Annotated in this window: 16 protein-coding genes; 7 read left to right on the plus strand and 9 right to left on the minus strand. The window is 66.7% G+C overall.

Annotated features, from left to right (window positions below):
• Positions 1-3: 3 nt before the first annotated feature.
• The 5 genes from ftsX to prfB are packed head-to-tail and all read right to left on the minus strand — an operon-like array spanning position 4 to position 4,167.
• Positions 4-897: a permease-like cell division protein FtsX gene (gene ftsX / locus ASE48_RS13235; protein WP_057167555.1), complete on the minus strand. Its 894-nt coding sequence runs from the start codon at positions 895-897 to the stop codon at positions 4-6.
• Positions 897-1,586: a cell division ATP-binding protein FtsE gene (gene ftsE / locus ASE48_RS13240; RefSeq protein ID WP_057167557.1), complete on the minus strand. Its 690-nt coding sequence runs from the start codon at positions 1,584-1,586 to the stop codon at positions 897-899. The genes ftsX and ftsE overlap by 1 nt, the downstream gene beginning before the upstream one ends.
• Before the next feature lie 25 nt (positions 1,587-1,611).
• Positions 1,612-2,136, minus strand: coding sequence for a hypothetical protein (locus ASE48_RS13245; protein WP_057167559.1), 525 nt, complete (start codon positions 2,134-2,136; stop codon positions 1,612-1,614).
• Entirely contained in the window at positions 2,133-3,062 is a 930-nt protein-coding gene (locus ASE48_RS13250; RefSeq protein WP_057167560.1) for a mechanosensitive ion channel family protein, read from the minus strand. Before ASE48_RS13250 ends, ASE48_RS13245 begins: the two co-directional genes overlap by 4 nt.
• Positions 3,049-4,167, minus strand: a complete 1,119-nt coding sequence (gene prfB / locus ASE48_RS13255) for a peptide chain release factor 2 (protein WP_057167561.1) — start codon at positions 4,165-4,167, stop codon at positions 3,049-3,051. The genes ASE48_RS13250 and prfB overlap by 14 nt, the downstream gene beginning before the upstream one ends.
• 139 nt (positions 4,168-4,306) lie before the next feature.
• Between prfB and ASE48_RS13260 the strand changes: the two genes are divergently transcribed.
• Positions 4,307-5,647 (plus strand): FAD-dependent oxidoreductase, encoded by a 1,341-nt coding sequence (locus tag ASE48_RS13260; protein ID WP_057167562.1) that lies wholly within the window; start codon positions 4,307-4,309, stop codon positions 5,645-5,647.
• An 84-nt stretch (positions 5,648-5,731) separates the two neighbouring features.
• Here ASE48_RS13260 and ASE48_RS13265 read toward each other — a convergent pair whose 3' ends face one another.
• The gene (locus ASE48_RS13265; protein WP_057167563.1) at positions 5,732-6,139 is read right to left on the minus strand and encodes a PPOX class F420-dependent oxidoreductase; all 408 of its coding nucleotides are present in this window, start codon (positions 6,137-6,139) and stop codon (positions 5,732-5,734) included.
• A 10-nt stretch (positions 6,140-6,149) separates the two neighbouring features.
• Positions 6,150-6,524: a hypothetical protein gene (locus tag ASE48_RS13270; RefSeq protein ID WP_057167564.1), complete on the minus strand. Its 375-nt coding sequence runs from the start codon at positions 6,522-6,524 to the stop codon at positions 6,150-6,152.
• 23 nt (positions 6,525-6,547) lie between these two features.
• On the opposite strand from ASE48_RS13270, the gene hisN reads away from it, so the two are divergent.
• The 3 genes from hisN to ASE48_RS13285 all read left to right on the plus strand — a co-directional run bounded on the left by hisN (position 6,548) and on the right by ASE48_RS13285 (position 10,036).
• Positions 6,548-7,315 (plus strand): histidinol-phosphatase, encoded by a 768-nt coding sequence (gene hisN, locus ASE48_RS13275; protein ID WP_057167565.1) that lies wholly within the window; start codon positions 6,548-6,550, stop codon positions 7,313-7,315.
• 82 nt (positions 7,316-7,397) lie between these two features.
• A complete protein-coding gene (locus tag ASE48_RS13280) occupies positions 7,398-8,786 on the plus strand; it encodes an acyl-CoA dehydrogenase family protein (RefSeq protein WP_057167566.1) in 1,389 nt (462 codons plus the stop codon).
• Positions 8,787-8,821: 35 nt separating this feature from the next.
• Positions 8,822-10,036 carry an acyl-CoA dehydrogenase family protein gene (locus ASE48_RS13285; protein WP_057167567.1) on the plus strand — a complete coding sequence of 405 codons (1,215 nt, stop codon included), beginning with the start codon at positions 8,822-8,824 and terminating at the stop codon, positions 10,034-10,036.
• A 52-nt stretch (positions 10,037-10,088) separates the two neighbouring features.
• On the opposite strand, the gene ASE48_RS13290 is transcribed toward ASE48_RS13285, so the two are convergent.
• Positions 10,089-10,703: a DUF3887 domain-containing protein gene (locus ASE48_RS13290; protein ID WP_057167568.1), complete on the minus strand. Its 615-nt coding sequence runs from the start codon at positions 10,701-10,703 to the stop codon at positions 10,089-10,091.
• A gap of 117 nt (positions 10,704-10,820) precedes the next feature.
• On the opposite strand from ASE48_RS13290, the gene ASE48_RS13295 reads away from it, so the two are divergent.
• Positions 10,821-12,251, plus strand: a complete 1,431-nt coding sequence (locus ASE48_RS13295) for an FAD-dependent oxidoreductase (RefSeq protein WP_156409178.1) — start codon at positions 10,821-10,823, stop codon at positions 12,249-12,251.
• A 67-nt stretch (positions 12,252-12,318) separates the two neighbouring features.
• Here the strand turns inward: ASE48_RS13295 and ASE48_RS13300 are convergent, their stop codons facing one another.
• Entirely contained in the window at positions 12,319-13,290 is a 972-nt protein-coding gene (locus ASE48_RS13300; RefSeq protein WP_057167569.1) for an esterase family protein, read from the minus strand.
• Between the two features lie 227 nt (positions 13,291-13,517).
• On the opposite strand from ASE48_RS13300, the gene ASE48_RS13305 reads away from it, so the two are divergent.
• A complete protein-coding gene (locus ASE48_RS13305) occupies positions 13,518-14,084 on the plus strand; it encodes a TetR/AcrR family transcriptional regulator (protein WP_057167570.1) in 567 nt (188 codons plus the stop codon).
• A 41-nt stretch (positions 14,085-14,125) separates the two neighbouring features.
• Positions 14,126-15,289 (plus strand): acyl-CoA dehydrogenase family protein, encoded by a 1,164-nt coding sequence (locus tag ASE48_RS13310; RefSeq protein ID WP_057167571.1) that lies wholly within the window; start codon positions 14,126-14,128, stop codon positions 15,287-15,289.
• Positions 15,290-15,321: the final 32 nt, after the last annotated feature.

Below are 15,321 nucleotides of genomic sequence, written 5' to 3' on the forward strand. Positions count from 1 at the left end.
CTTCTATCTTCGTACGTAGAGGCGCAGCGTCACATAGGCCGTCACACCGGCCATGACCACACCCACGAACAGCAGGATCGGCGCGATATAAAGGATATCGGCAAAGTCCAGCGGCGCAATCAAATTAGCTTGGGTGAACTGGCTGAGCGCCTTCTCCAGAAACAGCGTGCGCACCGTCAGCAGGCCGATCAGCGCCAGCACCACACCGATGAACGCGGCGAGCATCGCCTCCACGAGGAACGGCAGCTGGGTGTACCAGCGGGTCGCGCCGACTAGGCGCATGATGCCGATCTCGGTGCGCCGCGTGTAGGCGGCGACTTGAACCATGTTGGCGATCAACAGGATCGCACCGATCGCCTGCACCAGCGCCACCGCGAACGCCGCATTCGACATGCCGTCCAGCAGCGCGAACAACCGGTCGATCAGATCCTTCTGGTTCAGCACGTTCAGCACACCGGGCTGGCCCTGCATGGCGCTGTCGAAATCGACGTGCTGCTCCGGGTTTTCCAGCTTCACGATGAACGACGCCGGGAAGGCGTCCTTACTGGCGACGTCCTTGAAGGCCGGGATCTTCTTGATCGCGTCGGCGTACGCCTCCTCCTGGTTCATGTAGCGCACCGAACGCACGTCGTCGCGCGCATCGATCAGCGCGCGCAACGCCTTGCAGGGGTCGGCATCACAGTTGGGGTCGTTCACCGACGCATCGTTGGTCAGGAAGACCTGGCTCTCGACGCGGTCGAGGTAGATGTCGCGGGACTGATCGGCGATCCGCATCACCAGCAGACCACCGCCGAACAGGCCGATGGAGATGGCGGTCGTCAGGATCATCGCCACCGTCATCGTGACGTTGCGACGAAGTCCGGTCAGAACCTCATTGATCAGGAAGCCAAAACGCACTAGCGATCCATTCCGTAAACGCCGCGCTGCTCGTCGCGGATAAGCCGGCCCAATTCGAGTTCGATGACGCGCTGACGCATGGAGTCCACGATGTGGTGGTCGTGCGTCGCCATCAGAACCGTGGTTCCGGTGCGGTTGATCCGCTCAAGCAGATCCATGATGTCCTTGCTGGTTTCCGGGTCCAGGTTGCCGGTGGGCTCATCGGCCAGCAGCAGCAGCGGCCGGTTGACGAAGGCCCGCGCGATCGCGACGCGCTGCTGCTCACCGCCGGACAGCTCATGCGGCAGCCGGCTGGCCTTGCCGCTCAGACCGACCATCTCCAGCACGTCGGGCACCACCCGGTTGATGACGTCACCGCGCTTACCGATGACCTCCAGGGCGAAGGCGACGTTCTCGAAGACCGTCTTCTGCTGCAGCAAGCGGAAGTCCTGGAACACGCAGCCGATGACCTGGCGCAGGCTCGGGATGTGCCGGCCGGAGAGCTTGTTGACGTGGAACTTCGAGACCCGCACGTCGCCCTTGGAGGGGTGCTCGGCCCCCAGCAGCAGACGCATGAACGTCGACTTGCCCGAACCCGAGGGTCCGATGAGGAAGACGAACTCACCCTTGTCGATTTTGAGCGAGACGTCATCCAGCGCGGGACGAGCAGAAGATTTGTACTGCTTGCTCACTTTGTCGAGGGTGATCATCACGGCACGCCAGTGTAGACGCGTGTCAGTTCGCGCTGCGTGCAGGCGGCGGCGGTGTGGCGGTCGTCTGCGGTGCCGGAGTGGGCGCCGCACCCGGCAGAACCGGCAGCGTGATGGGCGGGATCAACCCGTTCGGGCCGTCCGGGTCGACGACCGTGGTGGTGGGCGGCGTCACTGTCGGTGACGTCGGCGTGTCCCCCGGTGAGGTCGTATCCGTCGCATCGGCCGGGTCCGTCGGCGAGGTCGTGGTGGTCGTCGGCGGCTCGGTCGTGGTGGTGGTCGTCGTCGTGGTGGTCGGGTACGTGGTGCGCGGCGCCTCCACATTGGTGCGCGGCACCCAGGTGTATTCGGGGTCGGGCACGAAACCCGGCGGGACGATCTGGGTGGCCGGGGCAGGCTCCGGGGGCGCCGGCTTGTACGTCTCATACAGCCACGAGGTGAAGAAGAACGCCACGATCAGCGCGATCGTGGAGGTCCGCATCCGTCCGCCGAACACATAGCCGGGCCAGCGCTTCTCGTCCCCGTCCGAGCGCCGCGAGATCAGCTTCATTCGCGCACCTCGGAATTGGCGGCCAGCGAGGTCGACTCGGCCTTGGTGGCGATGCCGGCCCGGGCCAGCGCCGCGATGACCAGCAGCCGCAGCTGCCGTCCCACCTCGAACTGCTTACCGGGCAGGGTGCGCGCCACCATCCGCAGGTTCACGGTGTCGAGCTCCAGGCTCTCCACACCCATCAGCTGCGGCTGGTCCAGCAGCAGCTCGCTCATCGCCGGGTCCTTCATGGCGTTCTCGCACACCGCGTGCAGCAGCTCGTTGACGGCGTTGAGGTCGGCGTTCGTCGGCACCGGGATGTCGACCACCGCGCGTGCCCAGTCCTTGGACAGGTTGAGCGATTTCATGATCTGGCCGTTGGGGATGGTGAAAACCTCACCGTCGCTGGTGCGCAGTTTGGTGACGCGCAGCGTGACGTCCTCCACGGTGCCCGTCGCGTCGTTGGACGAGCCCAGCGTCAGGGTGACCAGGTCACCGAAGCCGTACTGCTTCTCGGTGATGATGAAGAACCCCGACAGCAGGTCCTGCACGATGCGCTGCGCGCCGAAACCGAGCGCGGCGCCCAGCACCGCGGCCGGTGCGACCAGCGAGCCGACCGGGATGGCCAGGATGTCGGTGATCTGCAGCAGCACCACCACGCAGATCAGCGCGATGGTCACCCAGGAGATCACCGAGGCCACCGCCTGGCGGTGCTTGGCGGTCTCGGTGCGCACCAGCGCGTCGCTCTCCCGGAAGTCGGCGTCGATGCGCCTGCTGATCCGCTGGGCCGCCCAGTTGACGAACCGCGCCAGCAGGATCGCCAGGATCACCAGCATGACGATGCGCAGGCCCTTGGTGATGATCCACTCACCGATGTTGCCGCGCCAGAAGTCATGCCAGCGGTCGGACACTGACAGCGCGAGCACCGTGTTGTTAGTTGTCGTCATCTTTCCTATTGCGCCAACGGATCCCTGCCTCCAGGAACCCGTCGATGTCTCCGTCGAGAACCGCTGCCGGGCTACCGACCTCGAATTCGGTGCGTAGGTCTTTGACCATCTGATACGGGTGTAGCACGTAGGAGCGCATCTGGTTGCCCCACGAACTGCCGCTGTCGCTCTTGAGCGCATCCATCTCGGCGCGCTCCTCCTGACGCTTGCGCTCCATCAACTTGGCCTGCAGGACGCGCATCGCCGACACCTTGTTCTGCAGCTGCGACTTCTCGTTCTGGCAGGTGACGACGATGCCCGTCGGGATGTGGGTCAGGCGCACCGCCGAGTCGGTGGTGTTGACCGACTGGCCGCCCGGTCCACTGGAGCGGTACACGTCGACCCGGATATCGCCCTCGGGGATCTCGATGTGGTCGGTGGTCTCCACCACGGGCAACACCTCGACCTCCGCGAACGAGGTCTGCCTGCGGCCCTGGTTGTCGAACGGGCTGATGCGCACCAGCCGGTGGGTGCCCTGCTCGACCGACAGCGTGCCGTAGGCGTAGGGGGCGTGCACGGCGAAGGTGGCGCTCTTGATGCCGGCCTCTTCGGCGTAGGACGTGTCGAACACCTCGACGGGGTACTTGTGCGCCTCGGCCCAGCGGATGTACATCCGCATCAGCATCTCGGCCCAGTCGGCGGCGTCGACGCCCCCGGCGCCGGAGCGGATGTTGACCAACGCCTCGCGCTGGTCGTACTCCCCGGCCAGCAGCGTGCGGACCTCCATGGCCTCGATGTCCTCGCGCAGCTTGGTCAGCTCGGTGTCGGCCTCGGTGAGCGCTTCGGAGCCTTCCGCACCTTCTTCCTCGGCGGCCATCTCGTAGAGCACCGGCAGGTCCTCGACGCGCTGGCGCAGTTCCTCGACGCGGCGCAGTTCGTTCTGCGCGTGCGACAGCTCGCTGGTCACCTTCTGCGCATGCGACTGGTCGTTCCACAGGTTCGGGTCGGCGGCCTCGGCTTCGAGTGTCTCGATGCGGCCGCGCAGACCGTCGACATCGAGCACCCGCTCCACGGTCGTCAGCGTGGTGTCGAGGGCGGCGATATCGGCAAGACGGTCAGGATCCACGACTGTTGAGGTTACCGGCCGCTTCTCCGGACTCCGCCCTCGATCGCCGGTCCGCGGCTAGCATCGGGCTGGTAACCGGTCCGGTGACGTCGCGACAGCCCCTTGCGCGCCGCCGGTCAGCCTCACGAAAAGGCTTGCCATGCGCCCGTACCACATGGCGATCGTCGGCTCAGGCCCTTCCGGGTTCTTTGCCGCCGCTTCGCTGTTGAAGTCCGAACTCGAAGTCCGTGTCGACATGTTGGAGATGCTGCCCACCCCGTGGGGGCTGGTGCGTTCCGGTGTCGCGCCCGACCATCCGAAGATCAAGTCGATCAGCGCGCAGTTCGAGAAGATCTCGGCGGACCCGCGGTTCCGGTTCTTCGGCAACATCTCCATCGGCGAACATGTGCAGGCCGCCGAGTTGGCCGAGCGCTACGACGCCGTCGTCTACGCGATCGGCGCCCAGTCCGACCGTGTGCTCGGCATCCCCGGCGAGGACCTGCCCGGCAGTGTGGCGGCCGTCGACTTCGTGGGTTGGTACAACGCGCACCCGCATTTCGGTGAGGTGACGCCCGACCTGTCGGCCGACCGCGCGGTGGTGATCGGCAACGGCAACGTCGCGCTGGACGTGGCGCGCATCCTGATCAGCGACCCGGAGATCCTGGCGCAAACCGATATCGCCGATCACGCCCTGGATCTGCTGGGGCCGCGCGGTGTGCGCGAGGTCATCGTGGTGGGCCGGCGCGGTCCGCTGCAGGCGCCGTTCACCACGATGGAACTGCGCGAGCTCGGGCACATGGAGCAGATGGCCGAGGTCGACATCGTCGTCGAACGCGCCGACTTCGACGCCATCACCGACGAGGATCTCGAGGCGGCCGACAAGACCGTCAAGACGAACATCAAGGTGCTGCGGCAGTACGCGGAGATGGAGCCCGAAGGCGCGAAGCGGCGTGTGGTGTTCCGGTTCGCCACCTCCCCCGTCGAGATCCGCGGCACCGACCGGGTGGAGTCGATTGTGTTGGGCCGCAACGAGTTGGTTGACGAAGGTGGGCGTGTCGTCGCGAAAGACACCGGCGAGCGCGAGGAGCTGCCGGTGCAGCTGGTGGTGCGCGCCGTCGGGTATCGCGGTGTGGCCGTGGACGGATTGCCGTTCGACGAGAAGTCCGGCACCATCCCGCACGCGGACGGACGGATCGAGGGCCGCGAACACGAGTACGTCGTCGGCTGGATCAAGCGCGGGCCGTCCGGCGTCATCGGCAGCAACAAGAAGGACTCCGCGGACACGGTGGAGACGCTGCTGGGTGACCTCGGAGAGCCCGGCTTCGACGAGGGTCACGACGCCGAGTTGGCGCAGTGGTTGCTGTCGCGGCAGCCGCTGCTGGTCACCGATGATCACTGGGCGCGCATCGACTCGCACGAGCGCGCGACCGGCGACGCGCAGCACCGGCCACGGGTGAAGCTCACCAGCGTCGCGGACCTGCTGGGGATCGCGCACGGCTGAGGTTCTGGCGCGCCATTTTCTACGCCAGGGCTGCGATCAGCCGCTGCCCGCGACCCTGGTGTCGAAAACGGCGTCGCCGGCTGATCACTCGCCGGGCGGCGGAGTCACCTTGTCGGCCTCGATGGTGAGGATGAGCCGCGTCTCGTTCGGATTCCCGCTGAAGTAGGGGTACGGGATGCCCAGGTACTTCTGCGAGATCTCGTGGATGCTCTCGTGTCCGCCCTTGTCGGTGGTCGCTGTCACCCGGCCCCGCACGGCGTAGAACCGCCGGATCTCATCGGGGTCGGCGACATTGATGGCGACCCGCGGGTCGCGGGCGAGGTTGCGGTCCTTCTGGGAGCCCCCGACGATGTTGAGCACGATGTGCTCGCCGTCGGTGTGCACCCACGTCTCGGTGAGCTGCGGTGAGCCGTCGGGCATGAGGGTGGCCACGAAGCACGGGCTGGGCTTGCGCAGCAGCTCGATGAGTCCGGCCGGGAGCGGTTGGGGCACGGGTGTCCTCTCAGACAGTCGGGTAGGTCTCGGGTGCCGGCGGGGGCGGCGCCGACGGCGCGAAACCCCACTTGTCCGGGTTCTTGGGCGAGTAGACGACGTCGATCAGCTGACCGATGGTGGGCCACAGGTTCACGTCGACGGCCAGACGTTGATAGACGACGTGCTCGTTGACGGTCGGTCCGTTGATGACACCGCTGATGGTGACGAACTGCTCGCCGACCTCGTCCGGGCGTGGGCTGACGCCAGTGACCAGCAAGGTGCCGGGCGCCATATTGGCCATGTTGCCCCCGCCTGCACCGCCGGCACTGCGACGACGGATCCACGGAAGCGCTATGAGCACCAGCGCACCGACCAACAGCAATATCATCGCGAATTCGATCACGTAGCCATGGTAGGACTGCGGGCATGAGCGAAGCTGATCTCGACCTTGCCCTGCGCCTCGCCGACCAGGCCGACGAGCTGACGATGGCCCGCTTCGGCGCACTGGATCTGCACATCGAAACCAAACCCGATCTCACCCCCGTCACCGACGCCGACAAGGGCGCCGAGGAGGCACTGCGTGCTGCCCTGTCACAGGCCCGGCCCGAGGACAGTGTGTTCGGCGAAGAGTTCGGCGGCACAACGTCTTCGACGGGACGCCAGTGGGTGATCGACCCCATCGACGGCACCAAGAACTTCGTCCGCGGGGTTCCGGTGTGGTGCACGCTGATTGCGTTGATCGAGGACGGCGTACCCATCGTCGGCGTGGTGAGCGCGCCGGCGCTGGGGCGGCGCTGGTGGGCCGGCGCGGGCCAGGGCGCGCACACCTCCTTCGGCGGCACCGCACGGCGCATTCAGGTGTCCGGGGTCAGCGATCTGGCCTCGGCGAGCCTGTCCTACTCGGACCTGACGACGGGCTGGGACGACCGGCGGGAGAGTTTCCTGAAATTGACGGACGCGGTGTGGCGGGTGCGGGCCTACGGCGACTTCTGGTCCTACTGCCTGGTCGCCGAGGGGGCGGTCGACATCGCCTGCGAACCCGAGGTCAAGGTGTGGGATATCGCGCCCCTGGACATCCTGATCCGGGAGGCCGGCGGCACGTTCACCAGCATCGATGGCGCTCCCGGCCCGCACGGCGGCAGCGCGTTGGCCACCAACGGCAGGCTGCATGAGGCGGTCCTCGCCACGCTGTGAACTTCGTTACAGCCCTCGTCTATCTTACTCTGGAGTAAGATACGGTCATCACGCATTGCCCCCACCACTAGAGGCTGCCGAAATGACTCAGATCGAATCTCGTCCTCAGCGCAAAGGCCCCGAAAGCGCCGTTGGGCTGCAGAAGCACAAGCGGACCGCGACCGATATCGGCATCGCGCTGCTCACCCCGCTGATGGGCCAGGAGTTCCTGGACCGCTACGGCCTGCGCGACCCGCTGAACAAGGGCATCCGCTACGGCGTCAAGACGGCGTTCTCGGCCGCCGGTGCGTCGACCCGCCAGTTCAAGAAGATCCAGAACCTGGGCGGCTCCCCCACCCGCTTGGCGCCGAAGGAATCCGACTACTTCGACCTGACCCCGGACGACGATCAGAAGATGATCGTCGAAACGGTCAGTGAGTTCGCCGACGAGATCCTGCGCCCGGCCGCCCACGACGCCGACGCCGCGGTGACCTACCCCGCCGACCTCATCGCGAAGGCCGCCGAACTGGGCATCACCTCGCTGAACATCCCGGAGAACTTCGACGGTATCGCCGAGCACCGCAGCACGGTGACCGGCGCGCTGGTCGCCGAGGCGCTTGCCTACGGCGACATGGGGTTGGCGCTGCCGATCCTGGCCCCCTCCGGCGTCGCCTCGGCGCTGACCCACTGGGGCAGTGCGCAGCAGCAGGCCACCTACCTGCCCGAGTTCGCCGGCGAGAACGTCCCGCAGGCAAGCGTCGCCATCGCCGAACCGCACGCCCTGTTCGATCCCACCGCGCTGAAGACCACCGCGGTACGCACCCCGGGCGGCTACCGGCTCTCCGGTGTGAAATCGCTTGTCCCCGCTGCGGGTAGCGCGGAACTGTTCATCGTCGCCGCCCAGCTCAACGGCAAGCCGGCGTTGTTCATCGTGGAAGCGTCCGCCGAGGGCGTGACCGTCGAGGCCGATCCGTCGATGGGCGTGCGTGCCGCCGCGCTGGGCCGGGTTGCCCTCAACAATGTGGCCGTGCCGCTGCACAACCGCCTCGGCGAGGACGACCGCACCGACGCCGACTTCGCCCAGGACTACTCCGAGGCCATCGCCTACTCCCGACTGGGTTGGGCCGCACTGGCAGTCGGTACCTCACACGCCGTGCTCGACTACGTCATCCCCTACATCAAGGAGCGCGAGGCGTTCGGCGAGCCGATCGCCAACCGGCAGGCGGTGGCCTTCATGACCGCCAACATCGCCATCGAGCTCGACGGGCTGCGACTCATCACGCTGCGCGGCGCCGCCCGCGCCGAGCAGGGCCTGACCTTTGCGCGGGAAGCCGCGCTGGCCAAGCGAATCGCCACCGACAAGGGCATGCAGATCGGACTGGACGGCGTCCAGCTGCTCGGCGGCCACGGCTTCACCAAGGAACACCCGGTCGAGCGCTGGTACCGCGATCTGCGGGTCCTCGGCGTCGCCGAGGGTGTTGTTGTCCTTTAACGGCCCATAAGACTTCAGGAACGGAAAACCCAGTCATGGCAATCAATCTGGAACTACCCAAGAAGCTGCAAGCGGTCGTCGAAAAGGGACATCAGGGCGCCGCGGAGATGCTCCGGCCGATCTCCCGCAAGTACGACCTCGCCGAGCACGCCTACCCGGTCGAGCTCGACACCCTGGCCCAGCTGTTCGAAGGCCTGCAAGAGGCAAAGACCATCTCCTTTGCCGGCGCCGACGCTTTCGGTGGCCGCAACGATGAGGGCAAGAAGACAAACGTCAACGGCGCCAACATGTCCGCGCTGCTGAACGCCCTCGAGGTCAGCTGGGGCGATGTCGCCCTGCTGCTGTCGATTCCCTTCCAGGGCCTCGGCAACGCCGCGATCTCCAGCGTCGCCTCCAAGGAACAGCTGGAACGCTTCGGCAAGGTGTGGGCCTCGATGGCGATCACCGAGCCGAGCTTCGGCTCCGACTCGGCCGCGGTCTCCACCACGGCGATTCTCGACGGTGACGAGTACGTCATCAACGGCGAGAAGATCTTCGTCACCGCCGGTTCCCGCGCCACCCACATCGTGGTGTGGGCGACGGTGGACAAGTCGCTCGGCCGGGCCGCCATCAAGTCGTTCGTGGTGCCGCGCGAACACCCCGGTGTGACCGTCGAGCGTCTCGAACACAAGCTGGGCATCAAGGCCTCCGACACCGCGGTGATCCGCTTCGAGAATGCGCGGATCCCCAAGGAGAACCTGCTCGGCGACCCAGAAGTCAAGACCGACAAGGGTTTCGGCGGGGCCATGGAGACCTTCGACAACACCCGGCCGATCGTGGCGGCCATGGCGGTCGGCATTGCCCGCGCCGCCCTGGAAGAGCTGCGCGTCATCCTCACCGAGGCCGGCATCGAGATCTCCTACGACAAGCCCGCCCACGCGCAGAGCGCGCCGGCCGCGGAGTTCCTGCGGATGGAGGCCGACTGGGAGTCCGGTTACCTGCTGACCATCCGTTCGGCATGGCAGGCCGACAACAAGATCCCGAACTCCAAAGAGGCCTCCATGGGTAAGGCCAAGGCCGCCCGGGTCGCCAGCGACATCACCCTCAAGGCCGTCGAAATGGCCGGAACCGCAGGGTATTCGGAGCAGACACTGCTGGAGAAGTGGGCCCGCGATTCGAAGATCCTGGACATCTTCGAGGGCACGCAGCAGATCCAGCAACTGGTGGTTGCCCGCCGGCTGCTGGGGCTGTCGTCGGCCCAGCTGAAGTGATGCCCGGTGGCGCCGACCGGGGGGCCGGCGCCACCTCTTCTACTCTGCTCTACTAGCCGGCGGCCACATCGGGATTGAGAATGTAGAGGCCGGCCAGCGTCCGGTCGTCGCGGAACGTGATGCGGGCGAGGAAGTCACCGGCCTCGAAGCTCAACGGGGTGTTGGTGGTGGTGAAGTCACCGGCGCGCACGGCCTCGGTGTCGCCGTGGGACTCGTAGGCCCCGGCCAACCCCACGATGTGCGCCCACGCCTCGGCAAGTCCTTCCTCGGTGAGCCGGTCACGCATCACCGCATCGAAGCGCGCGGTGACATCGGCCCACCGGGCGTGCGCGAGATCGTCGATGACCGCCCTGCTCAGTTCGTCGGCCTCGGGAAGTATCTGAGTGTTCATGGCTTCTCCTGTTCGTGGATCGATGGGCTTGCCGTAGCGCTGGAACGCGGCCTGGCGCGACACACCGAGGACCTCGCCGATCTCCTGCCAGGTGCGGCCGGTCTCGCGCGCCTGCAGGACCGCCGCGGCCATCAACGCCTCAGCGCGGTCCCGAATCTCGCGGGCGGCACGCACCGACGCGATGGGATCGTCCTCGCCCTGCAACACCGGGGCAGCCAGAATCTGGCCGAGTTGGTGATGCAGCTGCCGACCGAGCGATGTAAACGATTCGGGCATACGTCAATACTAAGTTGACACGCGGCGTCGCGTCAAGAACTTCTTGACAGCACTTCGGAGGAATCGAGTAGCCGCCTACTCTATGGTGCCGACCACGACTGCCCGCAGAATCCACCCATGGTGTTCCTCGGTGAGCGAGCGGTGGTGCTGGGCGGCAGTATCGGTGGCCTGCTGGCTGCCCGGGTGCTGGCCGAGCACTACCGCAATGTCACCATCGTCGAACGCGATGTGCTGACCGACGAGCCGACCGCCCGCCGCGGAGTGCCGCAGGGTCGTCATGCGCACGTGCTGCTTGCTCGCAGCTCGATGATCCTGGCCGACCTGTTCCCCGGCTTTCACGACGATCTGGCGGCGGACGGCGTGTCATCGCTTTCCGGCGGCGATCTGTCCAAGCTCCGCATTGCCTTCGGCGGGCACGAATTCACGCATTCACCCGATGCCACCACGACCGATACCTCAGAACTACACTTCGCCACTCGCCCATTGTTGGAACGCAGTATTCGGCGCCGGATCCTGGCGCTGCCGAAGGTGGCCTTGCTGGACGGACACGATGTCGTCGGCCTGATGTCGACGCCGGGCGGTGCACGTGTCACGGGGGTGCAGCTGGTCGGTGACGGCGAAGCCAAGTCGGTGGACGCGGACCTGGTCGTCGACGCCACCGGGCGCGGATCCAGGACCCCGGTGTTCCTCGAGGAACTGGGTTACGGGCGTCCGCCCGAGGATGAACTGGTCGTCAAACTCGCCTACGCCAGCCAGCTGTTCCAGATGCCGAGAAGCGCTCTGCCCGAACAGTCGCTCGCCTACTTTCCCGAACCGGGCCGGCCCACCACCTGGGCGCTGGTCGGCTACGAGAACGACAGCTGGATATTGACCGTCGGATCGATGGTCGGACACCCACCGCCCGCCGATCTGTCCGAGTTGCTGGCCTTCGGCGAAGGATTCGCTCCGGAGCACGCGTTGGCCGCGGTGCGCTCGGCTACGCCGATCGGCGGGGTCGACCACTACCGCGTGCCATCGAACCGCTGGCGGCGCTACGACAAGATGAAGCGGTTTCCCCAGGGCCTCATCGTCTTCGGGGATGCCATCTGCAGCTTCAACCCGATCTACGGCCAGGGCATGACCATGGCCGCGATCGAATCGACGCTCCTGCGCGACTGCCTGCGTCACGGCGACCGCGACCTGCCCCAGCGGTTTCTGCGCAAGGCGAGCCGCAAGCTGCGGGTGGCCTGGCAGACCGCGGTGGGATCTGACCTGTCGCTACCGGAGGTCGACGGTCCGCGGCCGTTGTCCATGCGGCTGTCCAATGCCTACCTGGACTGGGTGCTGACCGCCGCGGAAACCGATCCACACACGGCGATCCAGCTGGCCCGGGTGACCGGCATGGTGGATTCACCGATGCGCCTGTTCCGCCCCGGCTTCGTCGTCCACGTGGCCCGGGCCAACAGGAGTGGGCGCGAGCCGCGATCTGAGGGGAATCGCGGCCCGCGCCCACCATTCACTGCAGCGACGGCACGTCGCGTGACGCCGACGTCCGCGTCACGCGACTGACCCATCCGGTCGCGGACATAAAAAATCCCCCGAGGCGATACGCCTCGGGGGATTTTCTCCTGCTTACTTATGCGCCCAGAACACGCTGCAGGTCGGGCAGCATGGCCTGAAGCTCCCGGCCCCAGTACGCCCAGTTGTGCGTGCCGTTGTTCGGGAAGTTGAAGACACCGTTCGATCCGCCCGCGGCGAGGTAGTTGTCGCGGAAGGTGATGTTGGTGCGGATGGTCAGATCCTCGAGGAAGGTTGCGGGCAGATCGCCGCCGCCGAGCTCGTTGGGCTGGCCGTTACCGCAGTAGACCCAGAGGCGGGTGTTGTTGGCCACCAGCGTCGGGATGTTGACCATCGGGTCATTGCGCTTCCAGCCGCTGTTCGGATCCTGGGTCTTGCCCCACATGTCGTCGGCCTTGAAGCCGCCGGCGTCACCCATGGAGATGTTGATCAGGAACGGCCACCAGCCCTCGGAGGGGTTCAGGAAGCCCGACATGGAGCCGGCGTAGATGAACTGCTCCGGGTGCCAGGTCGCCAGGTTCAGCGAGGCCGAACCGGCCATCGACAGGCCGACCGCGGCGCTACCGGTGGGCTTGACGGCCTTGTTGGCCTGCAGGAAGGCGGGGAGCTCCTGGGTCAGGAAGGTCTCCCACTTGTAGGTGACGGTCGGACCCTTGTTACGGGCCGGCGCGTACCAGTCGGCGTAGAAGCTCGACTGCCCACCAACGGGCATGACCAGCGAGAGGCCGCTGTCGAGGAACCACTCGAAGGCCTGGGTGTTGATGTCCCAGCCGCTGAAGTCTTCCTGCGCACGCAGGCCGTCCAGCATGTACACGGCCGGCGAGTTCTCGCCACCGCTCTGGAACTGGACCTTGATATCGCGGCCCATTCCGGCCGACGGCACCATCAGGTACTCAACCGGAAGACCCGGGCGGGAGAAGGCACCCGCGGTGGCTGCGCCACCTGCAACTGCGATCGCACCCGGTACCACCAGCGCGGCCGCGGCGACGGCCCCGATCCGGCGCATCCACCGGCCTACAACGTTCTGCATCAAATTTTTCCCAACTCTAATTGTCACGGTCCCGCCCGACCCTTGGTGATGTGTCCCATCACCCAGAGATACCGCAGTGCCTCTTTGCACTGCGGTATCCGCGTCCGCTCGTACGATTCGGATCGTGGAGCGGACCGAGAATTCAGTTGTCGCGACTTGCAGTAAAACACGCAGCGAGCGGCAACAGAAAGTCAGGGGTGTGCGCGAGTCGCCGTAGGCTGCCCCTCATGGCGACCGCCCAGAGCCCGTCCGGCAACCGTCTGACCATCGACGATTGGCTTCAGGCCGGTTACGCGATCCTCGCCGAAGACGGCATAAAAACGCTGAAAATCGATCGTTTGTGTGCCAGGTTGAAGGTGACCAAGGGCAGCTTCTATTGGCACTTCGACGGCATGCCCAGCTACCGCGCCGCGCTCGTCGAGGGCTGGCGGGACCTTCGAGACGAGGATCGCAGCCAGATCGAGGCCCTCGGCGAGTTGCCTCCCCGTGACCGTCTCGCCCAGATGATGGCCTCGCTGGTGAGCCCCCGGCACTGGACGCTGGAGCGGGCCATGCGCGAGTGGGCGCGCTCCGATGACGCCGTCGCCGACAGCGTGCGCGACGCCGACCGGCGAGTGCTGGCTGCGGTGCGCACCGCATTCGAGGACTACGGGTTCGACACCGACGAGGCCGACCTGCGGGCGAACGCGACCTTTGCCGTGGGTATCGGCTTCCTGCACCTGTCCGGCCGGGTACCGGACCCCCGCCAGGCCGCCCAGAGTGAGCGCTTCCTGGACCTGATGCTGGCGCACTGACTGCCGGTTTCCATACTAAAAGGTATGGTACGGTCTGGGCCATGACGACGATCGAGGCCCACGGCCTAATCAGCGATGAGTTCGTGGGCGCACTGGCCCAGCGCGCCGCCGAGGCCGAGGAACGACGCAGGCTGCCCGACTCGACGATCGCCGACCTGACGGCGTCCGGATTCACCGATCTGTTGGTTCCGGCCCGTTACGGAGGACAGCAGGCCCCATTCCCGGCCCTGCTGGACCCGGTTCGGCGGATGGCCCACGGCTGCACCTCCAGCGCCTGGACGATCGGCTTCTTCGCCCTGCACAACTGGATGCTGGCGCTTTTCGGCGAACAGGCCCAGCAGGAGGCCTTCGGCAGCCGGCCCTTCCTGGCGCCCGCACCGCTGGCACCGACCGGCCGCGGCCTGCCCGCCCAGGGCGGTATCCGTCTCACCGGACGGTGGTCCTGGGCCACCGGGGTGAATCACGGCAACTGGATCATCGTGGCCGCGCTGTGTGGCGCCGACGACGCCCTCTACCCCGCGCTCGCGCTGCTGCCGATATCGGACGTGGCCGTCGAGGACGTCTGGCACACCGACGGCATGCGGGCCACCGGATCCAATGACGCCATCGCCACCGACGTCTTCGTGCCCGAGCACCGGCTGGTCAAGGTGACCGACATCTACGCGGGAACCGCCCCCGGGGCCGGGCTGCACGACGCCGCCACCTACCGCTGGCCGATGGTGCCCGCCCTGGCGCTGCTGGCCGCCATGCCCGCGCTGGGCAGCGCCGAACGGGTCACCGAGATCTATGCGCAACGCCTCGCCGAACGGGTGCTGCCCTATGAGGGCGTGATGCAGAAGGACAAGCCGATCGCCCAGGCACACCTGGCCGGGGCGCAGGTGCGGCTGCGCGCACTACGCGGCCTGCTGGCCGACACCGTCGGCGAGATCGAGGCCATCGTGCTGACCGGCGATCCGGTGGACAAGCCGGTGCGCGCGCAGGCCCGGCTGGCCGCCGCGCACATCGTCGCCGAATCCAGGGCCGTCATCGGCACGCTGATGGGCGCCGGCGGGGCCAGCATCCACTTCCTGTCCAGTCCGCTGCAGCGCTACAAGCGGGACGTCGACGTGCTGTCCGGGCACGTGGTCTTCGACTACGACACCAGCCGGGAGCTGGCCGGCGCGCTGTCACTGGGCATGAAGATCCCACGAACCTCGATGATCTGATGAGGCACAGCCCGGCCGCGGAGGTGTCGCGA

It is taken from the genome of Mycobacterium sp. Root265, assembly GCF_001428895.1.
Taxonomy (GTDB): domain Bacteria; phylum Actinomycetota; class Actinomycetes; order Mycobacteriales; family Mycobacteriaceae; genus Mycobacterium.